This is a genomic window from Vibrio sp. HB236076 (assembly GCF_040957575.1).
GTDB lineage: Bacteria > Pseudomonadota > Gammaproteobacteria > Enterobacterales > Vibrionaceae > Vibrio.
On record NZ_CP162601.1, the window covers coordinates 2161130 to 2187932 of the forward strand.

Here is a 26803-nt window from a genome sequence, read left to right on the forward strand (position 1 = left end):
CTTATCCTTATTTTGGACTAACGGCTTCAACGCGTTTACTGACCAAACGCACCTTAGAACTTGTCGATTTAAACAAACTTGCAGGGGTCTCAATTGACTTTAACCGCCCGTGATCAAGCACAAAAATTCGATCACACAGTTGCAATAGCTCCTTGCGATGTGACGCAATAACAAGCGTTTCTCTTCGCTGTTTTAACGTTTCTATCAATTGACGTTCTTGGCCATTGTCCATCGAGGAAGAAGGCTCATCGAGTAACAGCACTGAACGCTGGTGTAACAGTGCCCGAGCCACGCTCACGGCTTGTCGCTGACCGCCAGATAAATTGCGACCAAACTCGCCCACTTGGGTTTCTAGGCCTGACTCTAAGCGGTCGATAAAGCGAGTGACGCCAGATTGTGTCAGCGCACTTGCCAGCTTTTCCGGCGCTATATTGTTCATTCCCAATGTAATATTTTCTAATACTGAACCAAAAAATAAATTGGGGTTTTGTGATACCCACCCCGTCTGCCTTCTCAAAGCACTCAAAGACCAATGACGAATGTCAATATCATCGATCAACAACTGACCAGCAGTTCCTTGATACTGGCCGGCTAAAATAGCCAATAACGTCGACTTACCGGATCCCGCATTGCCGTATAATCCAATTTTTTCGCCAGTTTGGATGTCAAAATTAAGACTGTATAACGCGTCCATGTCATGGTCTTGATACTTAAACCCTAGATGTCGCGCAGTAAATTGACCACTTAAGTCAGCATCAATCGTGTGATCGCCAGGTTTTTGTTCCTGATCGAGCATTAAAATACTTTTTACTGATTCCATTGCCGTTTTCGTTTGGCGGTACTTGAGTAATAAACTGGCAATTGAGGCAATTGAATTCGATGCTCTACCACTAATCATCACAATGGCGATTAGCGCTCCCATACTCATTTGCCCAGCACTAATCAGATAGACGCCAACAACAATCAGAGCGATTGAGTTTAACTGACTTAACCCCATGACCGAGTGAGTCATAGTACTGGCACTGTGACGCGCTTGTATTTGCCAGTCGACCATTTGCGAGAGTGTTTGCTCAAGTTTCTCTTGTGCTTTCGCCTGGCCATTAGCCTGCTTAAGCTCGACCAATTGATTGAGGTTTTCAATCAAGTAAGCTTGTCTTTGAGTGGAAAGTTTGGCCGATTCTTCTACGCTCTGACTCAAATGGCTTTGCAGTATTAAGCTCAACAAAATGACCAATGTCAGCACGGTAATAGGCACGAGAACAATGGCCCCTCCTAGCCAAGCAATTAAGCCAATAAACAACAACGTAAATGGCAAATCGACCACAGAGACTAAGGTTGCCGAAGTGATAAATTCTCTGACGGTATCAAAGTCTTGAACTTGCTTGGCGTAAGCACCCGATGATAATGGGCGATGCTCAAGGCGCATACCGAGAACGCGAGAAAACATTTTGCTGCTGACTCGTAAATCAATTTGACGGCCAGCGGCGTCAGTCAAATGACTGCGGGATTGTTTTAACAACCAATCAAAAGCAACGGCAATACATGCCCCTAGAGCCAGCATCCACAACGTATCTAACGCGGCGTTTGGCACAACACGATCGTAGACATTCATGGTAAATAGCGGCACGACCAGTGCCAGCATATTAATGGTTAAAGAGCCAATCAGCAAAGCGCGATAGTAAGGCCTAATTTGTTGCCAAACGGGGAGTAGCCAGTTAGGCACCCGCTTGTGCAACTGCTCTGCGCGTTTATCTGTGACCTTTTTATGAGTTAAATACCAACTGACTACCGGCTCTATATCGACAATATTGCGCTCTCTACTTAACTCTGGGTTCGAGCAATAATCACAGGCGTAATCGTCTGTGTATAACCAGATATCGCCTTGTATATCAACAATCAATGCAGGATAAACAATGTCATGGTTGGGGTTTTGTTTGTGCGAGAGCACATTAATATTCGCTAATGCTTGCTCTAAATGGTGAATCGCATAATGACCACTGGGTAAGCCCAATAACAAATTATCCGCTTGATGAGAAAGGTGCAGCGTCGCTGCCACTTCCTCCCCGAGTTGTTGTAACTCTGTATTAGAAACGTTTAGTCTCATGATGCACTTTCTCCTTGAGTCAGGATCTCATCGGCGTTGGAGCTATCGCTACTGCTTGATGAGGCTGACATATCTGAGCTATCGCTCGATGACGACGCCGTGGCATTGGCACTGACACTCACCGTAATCACTTCGGAATCCGCACTGGCTTGCTCACCATCGAGCTCCGCAGTCGCAGTAATGGTTAAGTCAAAACTATCACCGCTGTTCGCATTCACAATAGAAAGTGATTCAATATCATCGATGCCAACGGTCCAAGTTCCATTTTCGGAATCAAAGTCACCGTGGCTGAAGCTGTAACCGCTCGGTAATCCAGTAATGGCCACATACGCGGTTTCACCTGTAGCAGGGTTTTGCAAATCCAAATCTAAGCCCAAATCGATGTTATTGGTGGTACTGCTAGAAATATTACCGATTGATGCCCATACCGGAGTGTCCACTTGTGGCTCTAAGGTCACGGTGAAGTTAGCACTTTGGCTTTCACCTCGTGAAGTTACGGTCTCTCCATTGATTTCAGCGCTATCGATTACGGTCGTTTCAACATTCATATTGAATTGACCAAAGGCTAAGCCACCGCCATTAAAATCAAAGTTTTCAATACTACTGCTGTCACTGATCAGGGTCGCACTGTAATCGCCGTTGTCATTTTCAGCAAAGTAGACCGTTTGCCCTTCAACTTGAATAAAGGCATTGCCCGTCAAGTTAAACAAAGCACTGCTATCCGAATCAGCCGCTATCGTCACGGTTAGCTCAATTTGCTCAGTATCATCGGCTTCTTCACTGTATGCGGCAAAGTCGATGGTGATTGAGTCATCCTCAAGCCCTTCATTATTGGCTAGTGGCTGCTTAGAAAAGTCGAGTGCATCGGCCTCTGGCGACACTGACAACACAAAATCAACCGAAGTTTCAACGATCTCAGCACCTTGGTCTTGAGTCAGAGCGGTTAAGGTTAAGGGAATGTCACCACTAAAATCGAGTGGTGGCGTGAGGACTATCCCAGCATCGAGTTGCGCTTTCGTCACCGTCCAGCTGTTCGTCGTCACCCCGTTAAGGTCGCCGCCGTCAGCGCCGTTATTGACTAATTCATTGCCTTCAGCGTCCTGTAAAATCGAGCCTTGTGGCACCCCAGATAAGGTAATCGACAGTGACTCTGAACCATCGTCATCAATAAGGGAGGCAGATAACCCATCAAGTACAATAGCGTTATCTTCGACACCAGATTGGTTGGCAGCCGACAGTTGTGCAGCATCCGTTACCGCCGTTACGCCAACACTAATGGTGCTGGTAATCTGGCCGCTGGCGTTGACCGTGCCAGTAGATAGTTGCGCGGCGTCTTTAACCGTTGCCGATAACTCAATCACCACATCCTCTGAAGCTTGGTTGGCCACAGGAATCACTCCGACCTGTGCCAGCGCATCACTAAACTGTGCTTCAGTACCGTTATAGGTGTAAGTATCATCACCATTATCGGTAAACAAACCACTTGGGTCATACAACCCCACGCCGGCTTGCAAAGTAATGATGATCGGTTGGGTAAAGTCGAGTGATTCGACCCCACCGTTGATCAATGGGTCGGAGTCAGCAACGTCTGAATCGGTCAGATTGAGACTCAGGCCTAAAGAGGTGTCGCTATTGTCTTCAGCAATGGTTGAAACCACAGCAGTAAACTCTCCGCCATCAGTGACTGGCGTGATATCGACTTGTAAAGATTGGGATTCATCGACGTAGCGATCGCCACTGTCGTTATCAACCGCCACAATACGAACAGGAATGTCCAATTGGCCTGAGTAATCAGTCCCTGCAGAGTTAAACGACAAACTCTCTAAGGCGGACTCAGGAATGATGTATTCACTGATTTCACCATCGCTGCCGGGGATAGCAACCACACCGCTGCCCGAAATTTCCATCCCTTCTGGCAAGTCTTCACCAAGAATGTAAATAGTGACGGTATCATTGGCATCGTCGGTTAACGATGTATTGATATGACCGGTCAAATCAACGGTCTCATCTTCTATCGCGTCAATGGTGGTGATTTGTAACTGACCAACTTCTGAAGCTTGTGATGTACTGCCTTGACCAGAAACATTAAAATCAACCGTAAACGTATCTTGCAATACAGTGGCATTACTGCCATCGACCACACGGGCGCCAACGGTCACTTCAATCACCCCAGTCGAGCTTTGCGCTTCAAGTGTCACTCCTGCCAACAAATCAACAATATCGACTTCACTGGCACTGGTTCCTGCATCAATTGGAATGACCCAGCGCCCACTGCCATCCGGGAGCGCCCCATTAGCATGTACAACTTCAATCACCGAATCACTGGGTAAAATCACTTCAATATAAGATATGTATTCCGAGCCATCGATATCTGCTTCGGTGAACGTCACTGCTCCATCTAAAGAGAGTGTTCTGCTTGTCGATACCAGCGTGTCGTCGGTCGCTTCGATACGGGTCACTTCTGCATCGGCTTCACTGGCCGAGTTGACATCAACGACACCATTGACGGTCACTGAGACCTCGCTGTTAATCACTTGCTCAGCATTGCCCACATTGGAACTGTCGGTAACGGTATAAGACATCTCTACCGTCAGCTGACCAGAAAAGTCATCATCGCCCTGTAAGGTAACACGATCGCTGGTCAAGACATCACTGAGGGTTTCACCGTCCCTAACTAATGTTGCCAAATTTAACCCCTCTATCGGCAACTCAACCGCCTCGCCATCGACATATAAGGTGGTCGAATCGGGTATTGCGGTAATCACAGCACCAGTGATCGATTCCGACCCATCACTGTCGAGTAGGCTAGGGTTAAAGTCCAACGCGATTGGCGTGTCTTCATTGCCGACCACTGCCGTGGCTAAACTGGCACTATTGTTGTCTACCGTAGGATTAAACTCGGTCGTAACCGCAATATTATAATCTGACGTGTCACCATCTGACTCTGTAGGGACAACTTTAATATTAAAGCTCACCTCGCCACTAAAGTCGCCGACCGGTTCAAGGTAGTAATTTTCCATTTCCGTGGCTGGCAAGCTGTACATTGGGTTGCCGTTGCTATCTCGCCCAACAATCGGCAAGTCGGCAGGATCGCCATTGACGTCAACCAACACCACACTGTCTGGCAATTCAGAAATCACTAAACTGATAAATTCAGAGCCATCGATATCGGATGTCGTAATCAAAAAGTCCATTTGCAAGCGAGTGTCTTCCACGCCACTTTCGTTGGTTAACGTGAAGTTATTCTCGTCAACCTCGGCAAAGGCCCAATTGGCATTACTGTTTGCTTCATCAAGTTCAGGGGGATCAATTTGGCCGATAACAGTTAGTTCAAGTGTTTTTAACTCTGTGGTGGCAGGGTTGCTGGTATCGGCTTGTTCTGTCGCTATGGCCACTACCTGGACTTGGTATACCGTATCATTGGCGCGACTGATGTCTTGCGCTTGTCGCACAAAGACATTATCTGCCGTTAAGTCACTGTCCGATACCAACCATGCTCCTTCGCTATTTTGCGTCAGTAGGTCACCGTTACTGTCAACCAACTCAAACCCGTCGGGCAGAACTACTTCATAACTCAGAACTTCTGAGCCATCTTGGTCAACGAGTTCACCACTAAACAAAAGATTAGCGTTGATCAAACTGTCTTCATCGACCGTCTGGTTACGGACAAATAAGCGCGGTTCATCGGCAACTGGGGTGATATCAACCGTCACCGTTTGCGTATTGGATTGCGCTGTGTCGTCATTTTCAGATTCGGTCGCGATTGCGGTGATGCTAAAGTTGTAGCTGCCAGAAACATGCTCATCTCCAGACACTTGCAAACTTTGCACTTCACTTTCTGACAGGGTATCGCCATTGGCCAAAGTGCGACCATTAGCCGTTAATACTAAGTTTTCATCCAGCCCACTGATGAGGTAAGTCAGGGTTTCTGAACCGTCGCTATCGCTCAATGAAGCACTGATAACCACATCGACTGCCGTGTCTTCTGCCGTACTGTAGCTGTAAACATTATCTGCAGACCAGTCCGGAGTATCGGCAACAGAAGTCACCGAAATTTCCTGAGTCGCCGTATAGGTGCGATCGCCATTGTTAGTCGACACCGTTGCATCAATCTCTAGGCTAATATCTTGTGTTTCATTTGAGCTATCAGCAAGCGGGGTAAAGGTTAAACTGCCATCAATGGTCGCCACACCGTCAGTAACGCTCAGCCCATTTCCTACTGTCAGTACATAATAACCGTCATTATCAGGGCTGAGAGGCGTATTATTGAGTGACAAACTGCCGCCTTGTAATGACGAAGCGAGAATGCGAATTTGCGACACACTTTCACCTTGGTCAATATCACCGGGGTTGAGCTCAATGGTAATCGTCGAACTGCCATCTTCATTAATGTCAGTGGCCGTCACCGTTATTTCTCCAATATCGTCACTGACGGTTAAACTCAGATCAGCACTAGCAATATCTCCATCGCCATCGGTGATCTCATAGGTGATCGCATCAATATAATCCGCTGTTGTTGAGTTAAAGGTCGTTGTCTCAATGGTCACGCTGCCATCCGCGTTAATGGTGGCCGTTGCATAGGTATTGTTGTTTTCATCCACCAAACTAAAGTCGGTACCAACCGTTCTGTCGACCCCCTGGTAAGTAATGCTCGAGACACTCGCGCCATCGGCCCCGCCGACTAGGTTGTCGAGCAGGTTGACGTTGATGGTTTCGCCCTCGACCAAAGTGCGAGATTCACCGGTGATGGTTGGCGTATCATCAGTCACCGTAGCAATAACAATATTGCTGCTATTTGAAATATCGCCATCGGCATCGACCGCGACAATATTTACTACCACATCAAGTGTGTCCTCCCCTTGACTGCTGTGGTCTAGGGCATAAAATTGCTCATAGTCAAAGGTGCCGTCAGCGTTAAATTTGACTCTAAACACCGTATCGCTAGTGCCGCCTTCTCCGACATTCGCCGTGGCGTTAAACCAGCCATTGCTGTCTGCGTCACTGGCTAAACTGACCGCTTCGCCTCCTGACGTATAACCATCAAAACTAAACCCATCGGCAAGCTTGACTTCCACAATCTCATCAGAGCCCTGAGTGATACTGATTTCACCGCTGGTGGTGACTGACTCGTCAGTACGAAGCCCCTCTTCATCAACTGCTGGGCTGCTGTCTACAGAACTCGATACCACGGCATTTTGACCGTCATCCACCGAGACAGTAAATTCGCTTTCAGAGCGAGTGCCATCATTGTCTAAGCTGGCAATCGGGACTTGGATAGACAAGTTTTCACTTTGACTATCAAGGTGGTCAATCGCGCCCGACAAAGTCACCGAAACATCGTAGTCCGTACTTTGCCCTGCGGTCACCTCAACTGTGCTAGGCAGAGTAATCGTGAAGACAACGTCATTGCCAATCACACCTTGAGCAGTGCCATCACCATTGACTAACCAAGTAATAGCCTGACCATTTTGCGTCAATGGGCTGCCATTGCTATCCAGGACAGCCTCCCCTGTGGTGACATTCATTACCAAATCAACCACATCTTCACCGCCTGCGGTAATGGTTAATGTCTGAGTATCACTTTGGTCTGTGGTATCAAGCGATGGATTTTCCGCCACAGAAAGCTCAGGGCTCGTTTGAGTGGCATTGGCACTATCGGTGACAGTTACCGTAATAGTATCTTCAGCGACATCACCATCTTGGTCGCTCAATTCAATCGCAAGATCAAACGAACTGTCGCCATTGTTATCAATTGGTCTAATCAACTCAATTTGATAGCTCAAATCTGTTTGACTTTCCGTCGTCGTAATCGCGGGTAAAGTAGCGATAAATACAGGATCGTTAACATCCCCAGTGTGAGCGGTTAACACGGTTCCATCTGCACTTAACGTATATTCAACCGCAATACCATCCGCCGTTAAACTTGGCTGACTAGCGATATTGGCAAAGGTTAAATCCTCAAAACTATCACTGCCAAGTACAGTATCAAGCTGGCCGGTGGCGACATTGGAACCGCTGGCCAAGTTAGATTCATCGAGAGCTGCGCTGTCGATGTTGGCTAGACTTGGCGCGTCGCCATCATTAAGTGTGATCGTCACATTGCCCGCACCATTAATCACCGTGCCATCGTTGTCTTCTCCATAAAGTGACAAGTCAAAATTGACCGAATTACCACTTGGATTATCAATAGGCAAGGTAATGAGTGTTTCGACATTACCATCAATGCTCTTACCATCAGCGTCTTGCTCTGTACTCACTGTAAAGCGGATCACTTCACTGCTATCGGTACTACCAATGATGGTTTTACCATCTGGAAGCAGCTCAAAAGTAATACTGTCTCCTGCACTGGTTAGCCCAAGAGCGTCTAAGTCGGCAACCGTATCATCAAAAACGATCGAGTCCGCATCAATTTGGTCAGAGCCCGCAGCAATTGAGAAGGTCTTATTTTTCGTCGCTGTCTGACCATAGACTCCCTCGGTATAAGTGGCCGTAACATAGCTAAACTGCCCTGCTGTGCCATCTTGTACTGTAAAGGTCGCTTCACTGGTTGATGTGCTCACACCGTCACTGTCAGTAATGGTGTAATCAATACTAAAGCTTGGTGGGGTTGATGAGTCGCGATTATCCAGCGCCGCAAAGGTCCAACTACCATCTTGATTGACAGTGAGTGTCCCTTCGCCAGTTTCGACCACTGCTGGCGTGTCTTGAGTCACTGTGTATGTGTCCGCCCCAAAAACCACACTCGTCAACACAGCATCGCCATCTAATGTGGTATCGTTATCGAGCAGATTACCGTTATTATCGTCACCGGTTAACGCTTCGGTCACCGTGTAGGTATCGTCTTGGCTGATTGGTGCTGAGTCGTTAATCACAAGTTCAGTCGGTACCACAATCAGTTCACTGGTGCCGTCACTGTCAGTTTGTAAAGCATCGACAAAGATATCGGTACTCAAGCTAGCGCTCTCGTGGTCAACTGATGCGTGTAACGTGGTTGAGACCTGAGTCCCTAATAGCACAATACTGATCACTAAGTTGTTGTTACTGTCGCGCACTTCTAATGACTGGCCATCGCTGGCCACCGCCACACTGACGGCTTGATTATCGACCGTTAGGCCTGCAAGACCACTTTGGTCAGCACTTAACGACAACGCCGCGTTCGAGCTGTTAACGTTTGAGGTTGCTGTGCTCGTTCCCCCTTCTAACAAATCATTTTCATTCAATGTTTGGGTATCTAGGGCATCCAGAATTGGGGTGTCATCTTGAGCTAAGTTGCCAGCATTATCAGAAACAGAAGCGGTAATAGTCCATGGCTGAGTCTCGTTTAATCCGCTGACATCAATACCGTTTGCTTGCCATTCGCCATTCGCATCAACCGCAGTATTGATCGTTTCTTGATTCACACCATCAGAAACAACCAAAGTAACGATAGAGCCTTGTTCCGCATCGGTACTACCAGACAAGGAAGTAATGTCACCAGCTTTAAAAGCGCGACTGTTGATGCCATTTTCGGTGGTATCAATATCGATATTCACCGTGGTATCTTTAGTTAAGCTTGTTGTGTTTTGCGCTAAGTTACCTTCAACATCGAGCACGCTGACACTGACGGTGATCTCGCCATCGTCTAAGCTGCTGATATCCGATGGGGTAATTTGCCATTCACCATCACTATTGACCGCAACGTTATTTACCACCACCGACTGACCTTGTTCATCGCTAAAGGTCACTGTGGCTGTTTGCGATTCATCCGCTTCGGCAACCACACCGCTGATGACCACATTCGATTGCTCATCGCTGTTGACCACGTCATCACCGCTTGCTACCTCAATGGTCGTGCTGGCGGTTTTATCGTGAGTCGCGCTATCTTCAGCAAAGTCGCTGTTACCCGCCACATCCGACACTTCCGCTCTCGCGGTGAGCGTGCCATCATTGAGCGCAGAAACATCCGCGCTGCTAATTTGGTAAACATTATTTGAAACTGTTGCGGTAAAGATTTCGCTATTTCCGTCGCCATCGCGCACCGTGACGGTCACGGTTTGACCGTCCTCTACCCCAGTCGTGGTACCGGTAATCGCCACTTGCGTATTTTCACTATTGCCATTAATGACGTTGTCATCGGTATCATTAATATCTACCGTAATGTCAATGGTGGTGTCTTTGCTAAAGGTGGTGTTATTGGTGGCGAGGTTGCCTTCCACATCCAACGCACTGACCGAGACCGCGATCTCACCATCGGCTAAATCGCTGATCGACGTCGAGTCAATCGCCCAGTTGCCATCAGAATCGATCGCGACACCACTAATTTCAACCGTGTCATCGTTCTCATCGGTAAAGACCACTGTGGCAGTTTGTGTACTGTCGGCTTCTTCAATTACCCCGCTGACCACCACCGAACCCTGTTCACTGGTGTTAATCGCATTGTCATTGCCAGTCGCCACTTCAATAGTAGTCACGCCAGTCTTGTCGTGAATGGCAGTATCTTGGGCCGTAACCTGGTTACCGGCACTGTCACTGGCGCTGGCGTTCGCGGTGATCGTGCCATCGGCTAAACCAGAGATGTCTGCATTGTTAATGACATAGGCTTCATTGCTCACTTCGGCGCTAAAGGTCAAGGTCTCGGTGCCGTCAGTCACTTCGACTGTCACCGTACGACCATCTTCAATCCCGAGCGCCGAACCACTGAGCGTTACGGCGGTGTTTTCACTGTTGCCGTTAATCACATCGTCCGCAGTATCGTCAATCTCGACCGAAAGCTCAGCGTAAGTATCTTTGACAAAGCTCGCTTGGTTAGTTGCGGTGTTACCGGCTAAATCCGATACATTGACCGAGACGGTAATACTGCCATCGGCTAATGTGGAAATATCTTGATCAGTAATCTGCCATTGTCCGTCACTGTCAATATCGATGTTATCAAGGGTGATGGTCTTACCGTCAGCATCCGTCAATGTCACAGAAACCGTATTAGTATCTTCAATATTATCAACCTGACCACTGATACTTACCGCGGTCTGCTCGGTGCCGTTTACGACGTCATCAGCCAGTTCAATAGTGGTGCTCGCTTGAGTGTCTTTGGTAAAGTCGACAAAGCTGCTGCTTGGGTTACCTGCGACATCGCTAGTGCTCACCTCAGCGCGATAATCACCGTCAGATAAAACACTTAAAATCGAACTGTCTAACTGCCAGTTACCTAACTCATCCACCACGGCAGTGCCGGTAAAGACAGACTCACCCGCCGCATTTTTAATTGTCACATCAACGACTTGGTTTGCTTCAACATCCGTTACCTGACCTGATACTCTCGCATCGGCTTGCTCTTCGTTATTGATGCGATTATCGTCGTCAATTTCTACACTGATACCGCTCTGAGTATCTTTAACCACATTTAGAGTACCGATTGCTTCATTACCAGCGAGATCGGTTCCTGTCGCAGTAATTGAGAGAGCACCATCAGACAGTGCACTGAGATCCAAAGCCTCACTCACCCACTGACCACCTTCTGCGATAGTCACTTGTGTCTCGACGGTTTCACCCAAGGTATCTTCAATAACTAGGTCAATCGTTCGTCCGACTTCAATTTCACTGCTTTGCCCTGTGATCACCACCGCGGTTTTCTCGACATCATTGATTAAAACGTCATTATCTTCAGTGGCAATGGTAATACTTGCTTGTGTGTCCTTATTAAATTGAGTCGAGTTAATCGCTTCATTACCCGCTTGGTCAAACACACTAACCGTGACGCGAATATCACCATCGGCAAGTATCGAGATATTCGTTTCTGGTAATTGCCAGCCTCCATCACTGTCAATCGCGATATTTTCGATCACCATTGGTTGCTCATCAGAGTCAATCAGGGTGACTTTGACCGCTTGTGTATTTTCAATGTCCGTGACTTGACCACTGACTTGGAAATGGGTTTGCTCACTGCTGTTGACCACGTCATCACCGCTTGCTACCTCAATGGTCGTACTGGCGGTTTTATCGTGAGTCGCGCTATCTTCAGCAAAGTCGCTGTTACCCGCTACATCCGATACTTCCGCTCTCGCAGTGAGTGTGCCATCGTTTAACGCTGAGACATCCGCGCCGTTAACTTGGTAAGCATTATCTGAAACCGTTGCGGTAAAGACTTCGCTATTTCCGTCACCATCGCGTACCGTGACCGTGACGGTTTGGCCATCTTCAACCCCAGTCGTGGTACCGGTAATCACCACTTGCGTGTTTTCACTGTTACCATTAATGACGTTGTCATCGGTATCATTAATATCTACCGTAATGTCAATCGTGGTATCTTTACTAAAGGTGGTGTTATTGGTGGCGAGGTTACCCTCGACATCCAACGCACTGACTGAGACCGCGATCTCACCATCGGCCAAACCGCTGATCGACGTCGAGTCAATTGCCCAGTTGCCATCAGAATCGATCGCGACCCCCCTAATTTCAACCGTGTCATCGTTCTCGTCGGTAAAGACCACAGTGGCAGTTTGTGTACTGTCGGCTTCTTCAATTACCCCGCTGACCACCACTGTAGCCTGTTCGCTGGTGTTAATCGCATTGTCATTGCCAGTCGCCACTTCAATGGTGGTCACGCCGGTCTTATCGTGAATGGCAGTATCTTGGGCCGTGACCTGGTTACCGGCGCTGTCACTGGCACTGGCATTCGCGGTGATCGTGCCATCGGCTAAATCGGAGATGTCTGCATTGTTAATGACATACGCTTCATTGCTCACTTCGGCGCTAAAGGTCAAGGTCTCGGTGCCGTCAGTCACTTCGACTGTCACCGTACGACCATCTTCAATCCCGAGCGCCAAACCACTGAGCGTTACGGTGGTGTTTTCACTGTTGCCGTTAATCACATCGTCTGCAGTATCGTCAATTTCAACCGAAAGATTAGCGTAGGTGTCTTTATTAAAGCTTGTTGTGTTTTGCGCTAAGTTACCTTCAACATCGAGCACGCTGACACTAACGGTGATCTCGCCATCGTCTAAGCTGCTGATATCCGATGGGGCAATTTGCCATTCACCATCACTATTGACCGCAACGTTATTTACCACAACCGACTGACCTTGTTCATCGCTAAAGGTCACTGTGGCTGTTTGCGATTCATCCGCTTCGGCAACCACACCGCTGATGACCACATTCGATTGCTCATCGCTGTTGACCACATCATCACCGCTTGCTACCTCAATGGTCGTGCTGGCGGTTTTATCGTGAGTCGCGCTATCTTCAGCAAAGTCGCTGTTACCCGCCACATCCGACACTTCCGCTCTCGCGGTGAGCGTGCCATCATTGAGCGCAGAAACATCCGCGCCGCTAATTTGGTAAGCATTATTTGAAACTGTTGCGGTAAAGATTTCGCTATTTCCGTCGCCATCGCGCACCGTGACGGTCACGGTTTGGCCATCTTCTACCCCAGTCGTGGTACCGGTAATCGCCACTTGCGTATTTTCATTGTTACCATTAATGACGTTGTCATCGGTATCATTAATATCTACCGTGATGTCAATGGTGGTGTCTTTACTAAAGGTAGTGTTATTGGTGGCGAGGTTACCCTCCACATCCAACGCACTAACCGAGACCGTAATCTCACCATCGGCTAAATCGCTGATCGACGTCGAGTCAATCGCCCAGTTGCCATCAGAATCGATCGCGACGCCACTAATTTCAACGGTGTCATCGTTCTCATCGGTAAAGACCACTGTGGCAGTTTGTGTACTGTCGGCTTCTTCAATCACGCCGCTGACCACCACCGAACCCTGTTCACTGGTGTTAATCGCATTGTCATTGCCAGTCGCCACCTCAATAGTAGTCACGCCAGTCTTATCGTGAATGGCAGCATCTTGGGCCGTCACCTGGTTACCGGCGCTGTCACTGGCGCTGGCATTCGCGGTGATCGTGCCATCGGCTAAATCAGAGATGTCAGCATTGTTAATGACATAGGCTTCATTGCTCACTTCGGCGCTAAAGGTCAAGGTTGCGGTGCCGTCAGTCACTTCGACTGTCACCGTACGACCATCTTCAATCCCGAGCGCCGTACCACTGAGCGTTACGGCGGTGTTTTCACTGTTGCCGTTAATCACATCGTCCGCAGTATCGTCAATCTCGACCGAAAGCTCAGCGTAAGTATCTTTGACAAAGCTCGCTTGGTTAGTTGCGGTGTTACCGGCTAAATCCGATACATTGACCGAGACAGTAATACTGCCGTCGGCTAATGTTGATATATCTTGATTATTAATCTGCCATTGACCGTCACTGTCAATATCGATGTTATCAAGGGTGATGGTCTTGCCGTCAGTGTCCGTCAATGTCACGGAAACCTTATTGGTCAATTCAATATCACTGACCACGCCAGTGACGGATAAGTCATTCACTTCCGTTGCATTAAATACATTGTCGCTAAGCGCAATCGTTGTACTAGCAAGGGTATCTTTAGTGAAATTAAGCACATCAACTGCAGGATTACCGGCAATATCTTCACTGCTGACTTCAACGCTGTACTCACCATCGGATAAGAAACGTAAGATGCTGCTTTCTAACTGCCAATTGCCTTGGTCGTCAACCTCAACCGTGCCGGTCAGAACGATACTGTTATCACTGTCTTTGAGGGTAATATCAACCTCTTGACCCGCCTCAATATCATCTACATTACCGGCTATGACCGCACTATTTTGCTCTTGCGCATTGATATACTCATCGTCACCAACGTTGACTGAAACCTCTGCTTGCGTATCTTTTTCAAAGCTCGATTGGCTGACAGCTTCATTACCCGCATCATCAAAAATGCTGATCAACACATTAATATTGCCATCGAGCAACGAGGATATATCGGCATTAACGGACCAAGCTCCATCGCCATCTAAAGCAATACCATCAATAACGACCTGCTTGTTATCACTGTCAGTAAAGGTTGCTTTAGCTGTATTGGTTGGCTCAATTTCAGCACTCTGTCCACTAATGAGTACACTTTGCTGCTCGGTTGCATTCACTAAGTCATCAGCAACGGTTAGTGAGGTGGTCGCTTGGGTGTCTTTAATAAAATTAGCATGATTAACGGCTTCATTACCGGCATCATCAAATACGCTGACAGCAACATCAATCTGACCATCGCTTAAAGTACTGATATCCGCATTGCTCACCGTCCAGCGGCCCTGCTCATCCAATGCGATGTTTTCTAATACAAGGTCTGAATTGAATTGGTCAGTGAATGTCAACGTCACCACATTGGTTGATTCGACATCACCAACTTGGCCACTGATGACGACGGCTTCATCTTCAGCCGCATTAATCACATCATCGTTGACATCTAATGTAATGGTTGCCTGAGTATCTTTTTCAAATACACTGCTGTTGGTTGCTTCGTTACCCGCTTGATCAAAAATACTCACTTGAGCTGATATCTCACCATCGGCTAAGTCACTGATATCCGAAGGTTCTATTTGCCATTGGCCATTGTCATCAACGCTAGTCGTCACCGTTTTACTCAAAGAGCCATCGCTAAAGGTGACCGAGACTGTTTGACCAGTCTCTATATCCTCAACCACGCCGGTCACCACGACATGACCTTTTTCACTGTTGTTGACAACTAGATCGGTCGCGTCAACCTCGATGGTAGTGTTGGCAATTTTATCATGCTCTGCCGTGTCTGAATTTTGCGCGAGATTTCCTGCAACATCTAAGGCACTTGCCACAGCGGTTAAGGTGCCATCATTTAACGAAGAGAGATCCACTCCCTCGATAAGGTAACGGCCATTATTCACTTGAGCGGTGAAGGTTAAACTTTCACTACCATCGCTTACCACGACAGTAACAACTTGGTCATCTTCAATATCAGAAACCGTACCCGAAATATCAACCTGGGTATTTTCACTGTTGCCATTGATGACAAAATCACTGGTATCGTCAATGTCAACGGTGATACTTGCCAACTTATCATGTTGCACCGAATCTGCTGCGCTAGCGGTATTACCAGCCACATCTTGTGTACTGGCTGACGCGGTGATCGTGCCATTGTTCAATGAAGAAATATCAATATTCTCGACACGATATAAACCATCAACCACCGAAGCAGACACTTCAATCGTCGGGTTAACACCATCGGAAACTTGGATTAAAACGCTCTGACCATCTTCAATTTCTGCAACAGTTCCAGATAGGGACATGAGAGATTGCTCTTCGTTGCCATTAATTACCCCGTCATCAGTTTGTTCAATCGCAATAGTTAGACTTGCTTGAGTATCTTTAACAAAGGTTACATTCGCTTCCGCTGGGTTTAGCGCTTGATCGCTGACAGCAACATGAACCACTATATCCCCATCCGCGAGTTCTTGAACTTGATCGCTTGTAACTTGCCACTGACCATTTTGATCAATGTTGGTAGTTACGGATTTTTCTTGATCGTTACTGTCGGTTAATGTCAGGGTAATTGGCTGGCCAGGCTCAATATCTGTAACGCTTCCAGAGAAAACAACGGAGTCTTGCTCAAACTGGTTAATAATTTGATCGGTGTCATTAAGACTAACGGTAATTTCAGCCGTGTTATCAAGCTCGACGCTGTCTTCGGCTGAAATCGGGTTGCCGGCTACATCCGACACGCTGGCGGTGGCAGTAATAGTGCCATCAACAAAGGCGCTGACATCGGTGGCTTCAGTGACGTATTCACCATTTTCGACCACGGCTTCAACGCTGACTTCATTGGTGCCGTCGCTCAGAACCACAGTAACAGTCTGACCGTCTTCGACATCGCTAACCGACCCGCGCACCACGACCTCAGCGCTTTCGCCGTTGCCATTGATCACACCATCCTCGGTTTTATCGATGCTAGTGGTAATGGCGGCGGTGTTATCAAGCTCAACACTGTCTTCGGCTGAAATCGGGTTGCCCGCCACATCCGACACGCTGGCGGTGGCGCTAATGGTGCCATCGACAAAGGCGCTGACATCGGTCGGCTCTGTGACATACGCGCCGTTTTCAACCACGGCCTCGACGCTGATTTCGTTCGTGCCGTCGCTCAGAACCACAGTCACCGTTTGACCGTCTTCAACGTCCGTCACACTGCCGCGCACAACAACTTGAGCGCTTTCGCCGTTGCCATTGATCACGCTGTCAGCGGTTTTATCAATGCTGGTGGTGATGACGGCGGTGTTATCAAGCTCAACGCTGTCTTCGGCTGAAATCGGGTTGCCCGCGACATCCGAGACACTCGCAGTCGCGCTAATGGTGCCATCGGCAAAGGCGCTGACATCGGTGGCTTCAGTTACGTATTCACCGTTTTCGACCACCGCTTCAACGCTGACTTCATTGGTGCCGTCGCTCAGAACCACAGTAACAGTCTGACCGTCTTCGACATCGCTAACCGACCCGCGCACAACAACTTGAGCGCTTTCGCCGTTGCCATTGATCACGCCATCATCGGTTTTATCAATACTGGTGGTGATCGCCGCGGTGTTATCCAGCTCAACGCTGTCTTCGGCTGAAATCGGGTTGCCCGCGACATCCGACACGCTGGCGGTCGCAGTAATGGTGCCATCGGCAAAGGCGCTGACATCGGTTGGCTCTGTCACATAGGCGCCGTTTTCAACTACTGCCTCGACGCTCACTTCATTGGTGCCGTCGCTTAATACCACGGTCACCGTTTGACCGTCTTCCACGTCCGTCACGCTGCCGCGCACCACGACCTCAGCGCTTTCGCCGTTGCCATTGATCACACCATCCTCGGTTTTATCGATGCTAGTGGTGATCGCCGCGGTGTTATCCAGCTCAACACTGTCTGGCGCTGAGACCACAGGGTTACCGGCCACATCCGTGACGCTGGCGGTGGCGCTAATCGTGCCATCGGCAAAAGCGCTGACATCGGTCGGCTCTGTGACATACGCGCCGTTTTCAACCACGGCTTCAACGCTCACTTCATTGGTGCCGTCGCTTAATACCACGGTCACAGTTTGACCGTCTTCAACGTCCGTCACGCTGCCGCGTACCACGACCTCAGCGCTTTCGCCGTTGCCATTGATCACACCATCCTCGGTTTTATCGATGCTAGTGGTAATGGCGGCGGTGTTATCAAGCTCAACACTGTCTTCGGCTGAAATCGGGTTGCCCGCCACATCCGACACGCTGGCGGTGGCGGTTATGGTGCCATCGACAAAGGCGCTGACATCGGTTGGCTCTGTCACGTACTCGCCGTTTTCAACCACGGCGGTCACGCTCACTTGATTGATTCCATCGGAAAGTACCACGGTCACGGTTTGACCGTCTTCAACGTCAGTGACGCTGCCGCGCACTACAACTGCGGCGCTTTCGCCGTTGCCATTGATCACGCTGTCAGCGGTTTTATCAATGCTGGCAGTGATCGCCGCGGTGTTATCCAGCTCAACGCTGTCTTCGGCTGAAATCGGGTTACCGGCGACATCCGAGACACTCGCAGTCGCGCTAATCGTGCCATCGGCAAAGGCGCTGACATCGGTGGCTTCAGTGACGTATTCACCGTTTTCGACCACGGCTTCAACGCTCACTTCATTGGTGCCGTCGCTTAATACCACGGTCACAGTCTGACCGTCTTCAACGTCAGTGACGCTGCCGCGCACTACAACTGCGGCGCTTTCGCCGTTGCCATTGATCACGCTGTCAGCGGTTTTATCAATGCTGGTAGTGATCGCCGCGGTGTTATCCAGCTCAACACTGTCTTCGGCTGAAATCGGGTTACCGGCGACATCTGAGACACTCGCAGTCGCGCTAATGGTGCCATCAACAAAGGCACTGACATCGGTGGCTTCAGTCACGTATTCACCGTTTTCAACCACGGCTTCAACGCTGACTTCATTGGTGCCATCGCTTAATACCACGGTCACGGTCTGACCGTCTTCAACGTCCGTCACGCTGCCGCGCACAACAACTTGAGCGCTTTCCCCATTGCCGTTGATCACACCATCATCGGTTTTATCAATGCTGGTAGTGATCGCCGCGGTGTTATCCAGCTCAACACTGTCTTCGGCTGAAATCGGGTTACCGGCGACATCTGAGACACTCGCAGTCGCGCTAATGGTGCCATCGACAAAGGCGCTGACATCGGTGGCTTCAGTGACGTATTCACCGTTTTCGACCACAGCTTCAACGCTCACTTCATTGCTGCCATCGGAAAGTACCACGGTGACTGTCTGACCGTCTTCAACGTCCGTCACGCTGCCGCGCACAACAACTTGAGCGCTTTCCCCATTGCCGTTGATCACGCCATCAGCGGTTTTATCAATGCTGGTAGTGATGACGGCGGTGTTATCCAGCTCAACGCTGTCTTCGGCTGCAATCGGGTTGCCCGCCACATCCGACACGCTGGCGGTGGCGGTTATGGTGCCATCGACAAAGGCGCTGACATCGGTCGGCTCTGTCACGTACTCGCCGTTTTCAACTACGGCGGTCACGCTCACTTGATTGATTCCATCGGAAAATACCACGGTCACGGTTTGACCGTCTTCAACGTCAGTGACGCTGCCGCGCACTACAACTGCGGCGCTTTCGCCGTTGCCATTGATCACGCCATCATCGGTTTTATCAATGCTGGCAGTGATCGCCGCGGTGTTATCCAGCTCAACGCTGTCTTCGGCTGAAATCGGGTTGCCCGCCACATCCGACACGCTGGCGGTGGCGGTTATGGTACCATCGACAAAGGCGCTGACATCGGTGGCGTCAGTCACGTATTCACCGTTTTCGACCACGGCTTCAACGCTGACTTGATTGGTGCCGTCGCTCAGAACCACAGTAACAGTCTGACCGTCTTCGACATCGCTAACCGACCCGCGCACAACAACTTGAGCGCTTTCGCCGTTGCCATTGATCACGCTGTCAGCGGTTTTATCAATGCTGGTAGTGATGACGGCGGTGTTATCCAGCTCAACACTATCTTCGGCTGAAATCGGGTTGCCCGCCACATCCGACACGCTGGCGGTGGCGGCTATGGTGCCATCGACAAAGGCGCTGACATCGGTTGGCTCTGTCACGTACTCGCCGTTTTCAACTACGGCGGTCACGCTCACTTGATTGATTCCATCGGAAAGTACCACGGTCACGGTTTGACCGTCTTCCACGTCAGTGACGCTGCCGCGCACTACAACTGCGGCGCTTTCGCCGTTGCCATTGATCACGCCATCATCGGTTTTATCAATGCTGGCAGTGATCGCCGCGGTGTTATCCAGCTCAACGTTGTCTTCGGCTGAAATCGAGTTGCCCGCCACATCCGACACGCTGGCAGTCGCGCTAATCGTGCCATCGACAAAGGCGCTGACATCGGTTGGCTCCGTCACGTATTCACCGTTTTCGACCACGGCTTCAACGCTGACTTGATTGGTGCCGTCGCTCAGAACCACAGTAACAGTCTGACCGTCTTCGACATCGCTAACCGACCCGCGCACAACAACTTGAGCGCTTTCGCCGTTGCCATTGATCACGCCATCGTCGGTTTTATCAATGCTGGTAGTGATGACGGCGGTGTTATCCAGCTCAACACTATCTTCGGCTGAAATCGGGTTGCCCGCCACATCCGACACGCTGGCGGTGGCGCTAATGGTGCCATCGACAAAGGCGCTGACATCGGTCGGCTCTGTGACATACGCGCCGTTTTCAACCACGGCCTCGACGCTGATTTCGTTCGTGCCGTCGCTCAGAACCACAGTCACCGTTTGACCGTCTTCAACGTCCGTCACACTGCCGCGCACAACAACTTGAGCGCTTTCGCCGTTGCCATTGATCACGCTGTCAGCGGTTTTATCAATGCTGGTGGTGATGACGGCGGTGTTATCAAGCTCAACGCTGTCTTCGGCTGAAATCGGGTTGCCCGCGACATCCGAGACACTCGCAGTCGCGCTAATGGTGCCATCGGCAAAGGCGCTGACATCGGTGGCTTCAGTTACGTATTCACCGTTTTCGACCACCGCTTCAACGCTGACTTCATTGGTGCCGTCGCTCAGAACCACAGTAACAGTCTGACCGTCTTCGACATCGCTAACCGACCCGCGCACAACAACTTGAGCGCTTTCGCCGTTGCCATTGATCACGCCATCATCGGTTTTATCAATACTGGTGGTGATCGCCGCGGTGTTATCCAGCTCAACGCTGTCTTCGGCTGAAATCGGGTTGCCCGCGACATCCGACACGCTGGCGGTCGCAGTAATGGTGCCATCGGCAAAGGCGCTGACATCGGTTGGCTCTGTCACATAGGCGCCGTTTTCAACTACTGCCTCGACGCTCACTTCATTGGTGCCGTCGCTTAATACCACGGTCACCGTTTGACCGTCTTCCACGTCCGTCACGCTGCCGCGCACCACGACCTCAGCGCTTTCGCCGTTGCCATTGATCACACCATCCTCGGTTTTATCGATGCTAGTGGTGATCGCCGCGGTGTTATCCAGCTCAACACTGTCTGGCGCTGAGACCACAGGGTTACCGGCCACATCCGTGACGCTGGCGGTGGCGCTAATCGTGCCATCGGCAAAAGCGCTGACATCGGTCGGCTCTGTGACATACGCGCCGTTTTCAACCACGGCTTCAACGCTCACTTCATTGGTGCCGTCGCTTAATACCACGGTCACCGTTTGACCGTCTTCAACATCCGTCACGCTGCCGCGCACAACAACTTGAGCGCTTTCGCCGTTGCCGTTGATCACACCATCATCGGTTTTATCAATACTGGTGGTAATAGCAGCGGTGTTATCCAGCTCAACACTGTCTGGCGCTGAGACCACCGGGTTACCGGCGACATCCGTGACGCTGGCGGTCGCGCTAATCGCGCCATCGGCAAAGGCACTGACATCGGTGGCTTCAGTCACGTACTCGCCGTTTTCAACCACGGCTTCAACGCTGACTTCGTTCGTACCATCAGAAAGAACGACAGTCACCGTTTGACCGTCTTCAACGTCCGTCACGCTGCCGCGCACAACAACTTGAGCGCTTTCGCCGTTGCCATTGATCACGCTGTCAGCGGTTTTATCAATGCTGGTAGTGATGACGGCGGTGTTATCCAGCTCAACACTATCTTCGGCTGAAATCGGGTTACCGGCGACATCCGACACGCTGGCGGTCGCGGTAATGGTGCCATCAACAAAGGCGCTGACATCGGTTGGCTCTGTCACATAGGCGCCGTTTTCGACCACGGCTTCAACGCTCACTTCGTTCATACCATCAGAAAGAATAACGGTCACGGTCTGACCGTCTTCAACATCACTAACCGACCCGCGCACAACAACTTGATCGCTTTCGCCGTTGCCGTTGATCACGCCATCATCGGTTTTATCGATGCTAGTGGTAATAGCAGCGGTGTTATCCAGCTCAACACTGTCTGGCGCTGAGACCACAGGGTTACCGGCCACATCCGTGACGCTGGCGGTCGCGCTAATGGTGCCATCGGCAAAAGCGCTGACATCGGTGGCTTCAGTCACATACGAGCCGTTTTCAACCACGGCACTCACGCTGACTTGATTGTTGCCATCGGAAAGTACCACGGTGACGGTCTGACCGTCTTCCACGTCCGTCACACTGCCGCGCACAACAACTTGAGCGCTTTCCCCATTGCCGTTGATCACGCCATCATCGGTTTTATCGATGCTGGTAGTAATCGCCGCGGTGTTATCAAGCTCAACGCTGTCTTCAGCTGCAATCGGGTTGCCCGCCACATCCGACACGCTGGCGGTCGCGCTAATGGTGCCATCGGCAAAAGCGCTGACATCGGTGGCTTCAGTCACATACGCGCCGTTTTCAACCACGGCACTCACGCTGACTTGATTGTTGCCATCGGAAAGTACCACGGTGACGGTCTGACCGTCTTCCACGTCCGTCACACTGCCGCGCACAACAACTTGAGCGCTTTCCCCATTGCCGTTGATCACGCCATCATCGGTTTTATCGATGCTGGTAGTAATCGCCGCGGTGTTATCAAGCTCAACGCTGTCTTCAGCTGCAATCGGGTTGCCCGCCACATCCGACACGCTGGCGGTGGCGGTTATGGTACCATCGACAAAGGCGCTGACATCGGTTGGCTCTGTCACGTACTCGCCGTTTTCAACCACGGCGGTCACGCTCACTTGATTGATTCCATCGGAAAGTACCACGGTCACGGTTTGACCGTCTTCAACGTCAGTGACGCTGCCGCGCACTACAACTGCGGCGCTTTCGCCGTTGCCATTGATCACGCCATCCACCGTTTTATCTATACTAGTGGTAATGGCGGCAGTGTTATCTAGCTCAACACTGTCTGGCGCTGAGACCACAGAGTTACCCGCCACATCCGACACGCTGGCGGTGGCGGTTATGGTGCCATCGTTAAAGGCGCTGACATCGGTGGCATCAGTGACGTATTCACCGTTTTCGACTACCGCTTCAACGCTGACTTGATTCGTGCCATCAGAAAGAACGACAGTCACTGTCTGACCGTCTTCAACGTCAGTCACGCTGCCGCGCACCACGACCTCAGCGCTTTCGCCGTTGCCATTGATCACGCTATCGGCTGTCTTGTCTATGCTGGTGGTAATAGCAGCGGTGTTATCTAGCTCAACACTGTCTGGCGCTGAGACCACAGGGTTACCGGCCACATCCGTGACGCTGGCGGTGGCGCTAATCGTGCCATCGGCAAAGGCGCTGACATCGGTGGCTTCAGTCACGTACTCGCCGTTTTCAACCACGGCTTCAACGCTCACTTCATTGGTGCCGTCGCTTAATACCACGGTCACAGTCTGACCGTCTTCAACGTCAATGACGCTGCCGCGCACTACAACTGCGGCGCTTTCGCCGTTGCCATTGATCACGCCATCCACCGTTTTATCTATACTAGTGGTAATGGCGGCAGTGTTATCTAGCTCAACACTGTCTGGCGCTGAGACCACAGAGTTACCCGCCACATCCGACACGCTGGCGGTGGCGGTTATGGTGCCATCGTTAAAGGCGCTGACATCGGTGGCATCAGTGACGTATTCACCGTTTTCGACTACCGCTTCAACGCTGACTTGATTCGTGCCATCAGAAAGAACGACAGTCACTGTCTGACCGTCTTCAACGTCCGTCACGCTGCCGCGCACCACGACCTCAGCGCTTTCGCCGTTGCCATTGATCACGCCATCATCGGTTTTATCAATGCTGGTAGTGATGACGGTGGTGTTATCCAGCTCAACACTGTCTGGCACTGAGACCACAGGGTTACCCGCCACATCCGACACGCTGGCAGTCGCAGTAATGGTGCCATCGACAAAGGCGCTGACATCGGTCGGCTCCGTCACATACGCGCCGTTTTCAACCACAGCTTCAACGCTGATTTCATTAATGCTATCAGAAAGAACGACAGTGACCGTCTGACCGTCTTCGACATCGCTAACCGACCCGCGCACGACGACGACAGCGCTTTCCCCATTGCCATTGATCACGCCATCGTCGGTTTTATCTATGCTAGCGGTAATTGCGGCGATGTTATCAAACTCAACACTGTCTTGGGCACTTGCTTGATTTCCTGCTAAATCGCTAACCGTCGCTTCTACGGTAACATCTGATGCAAAAAAATGACTAACATCTATATTCTCAGCTATGTAACTACCACCAACAACGCGACTTTCAACGACAATCTCTGAGTTAACCCCATCACTAATGGTTAGTGTTACTTGCTGGCTATCTTCCACTCCCGTGACTGTCCCTGAAATTGTCAACTGAGTACTTTCTGCATGATTGATAACACTATCGTCGGTCTTGGATATTTGTGTCGTGATCTCAGCAGTTGTATCTAGCTCAACAAAATCTGTCGCTTGCTGAGTATTGCCCGCTGAATCCGTTGTTTCAGCGACTAAAGTTAGCGTTCCGTCAGTTAAACCAGACACATCTAATGCATTAGACGTATAAGCACTATTATTAACCTCAACCTGTGTTGTAATAGTATTTCCATCAATATCACTTATTGTAATGAATACCCGTTGACCATCGTCTATTCCATTGACTTGCCCATCAACAACTAAAACTTTATTTTCAGCCGGTTGTAATGTTCTTAACTCATTACTTGCATCAGCAACGCTACTGATCACGCCATCTGTGGTTTTGTTAATACTGGTACTGAGAATTAAGGTTGTATCTAATTCAACGCTTATAACATTAGATGCAATATTGTCTGCAAAATCTGTCGCTTGAACTTCGATCGTTAAAAGGCCATCGTCTAAATTGCTTAAATCAATACTATCGGCACTAAATAGACTATTGGAAACCTCACTCGTCACAACAATATTTTGCCCTACTTGATCGGTAATCGTGACAAAGACTTTCTGTCCATCTTCAATATCATTGACACTACCGCTGATAGTCACATTTTGACTAGAACTTTGGTTGATAAAGCCGCTATCATTATTGTCAATGCTCACATCAATAGTCGCGTTAGTATCGTAGCGAATTTGTGTTTCGGCTGTCGTTGTATTGCCAAGCGTATCGATACTTTTGGCGTTGAAGGTTAAAAGGCCATCATTGAGATCAGCTGTACTCATGGTAGCCTGATATTCTCCGTCGACGACTTGAGTGGTTACATTAATTTGACGCCCAGATTCATCTGTAACGCTGATGGTCACATCTTGCCCGTCTTCAATATCACTGACTTGACCTCTGACAATTAGGCTGTTTTCTTCATTCTCGTTAATAACATCACTATCATAACCTTCAACTTCGATACTTATTGAAGCAGTAGAATCTTTGGTGACGGTAAACGAAGAAGCGGCATCATTACCAGCCACATCAACAACCGTCGCTAATAGGGTGTATTCACCATCATCAACATTTGTAAGGTCAACAGCTTCTACCAACCATTGGCTGTCAACGACCGTTGTTTGATATTCGTTAACCGTATTGCCATCACTGTCCAACACATTTAAAGCCACCGTACGCCCATCTTGAATACCATTAACCGTTCCAGATACATCGAATGAGCCTTGAGTTTTGTCATCGTTACTTTCATCAAAGTCAATTTCAGCCAGGGTATCTTTAACTTTAACCTCACTGGCTGCATCATCTTGATCGCCACCAACCAGCAACACTGTTGCAGTCAGTTCACCGTCACTCAGACTAGTAATATCAATACCGGTAATAGACCAAGCACCATTTTCAACTTCACCAGTGCGTACGATTGAATCGCCATTGCTGTCCAAAAAAGAAATTTGGATTGTTCGTCCATCCGCGACATTATCCGCAGCACCAGACACTTCAAGAGAGTCAGCATCATAACGATTAATCCAAACGTCAGTGCCCCCAAGACTACCAAAAGTAAAGCGCGGTGCAGGGTCGATATCAGCTGGAGGTTCTGGCGCAATTTCCGTTTGTTCAATTGGGGCCGTCTCGTAACCCGATTCAGGGATAATAATTTGACCATCACGCATCAAAAGTTGAAAACCAGACTGACCATCACTACTTTCTTCGTTCGAAGTTTGAGCACTGCTCAGTGCTTCCGCGGTTGAAAAGGCACTAAATTGTGAGGAACTATTATTAATCGAAGCGATAATGTCTTGGGGAATAGAGATGGATTGCTGATCATCAGGCAAAACAATTTCTTCATTCTCATAAGAAATGTCATTGGCATTGAGACGCGGAACATCGGCTTGAATTTGCGAGGCGTCTTCAATTTCCATCCATTCACCACTGTCAAGAATCACCCAAGTTGTCTCGAGTAATTCCACTACTGCGACTGCATTATCGATAATATCCACATTGGTACCC

Annotated in this window: 2 protein-coding genes; both read right to left on the reverse strand. The window is 49.6% G+C overall.

What is annotated here, in order from left to right; translation table 11 throughout:
- Positions 1–7: 7 nt before the first annotated feature.
- A complete protein-coding gene (locus AB0763_RS09490) occupies positions 8–2104 on the reverse strand; it encodes an ATP-binding cassette domain-containing protein (protein WP_306100505.1) in 2097 nt (698 codons plus the stop codon).
- On the reverse strand, positions 2101–26793 hold the full coding sequence (locus AB0763_RS09495) for a hypothetical protein (protein ID WP_368643092.1): 24693 nt from the start codon (positions 26791–26793) through the stop codon (positions 2101–2103). The genes AB0763_RS09490 and AB0763_RS09495 overlap by 4 nt, the downstream gene beginning before the upstream one ends.
- Positions 26794–26803 lie beyond the last annotated feature (10 nt).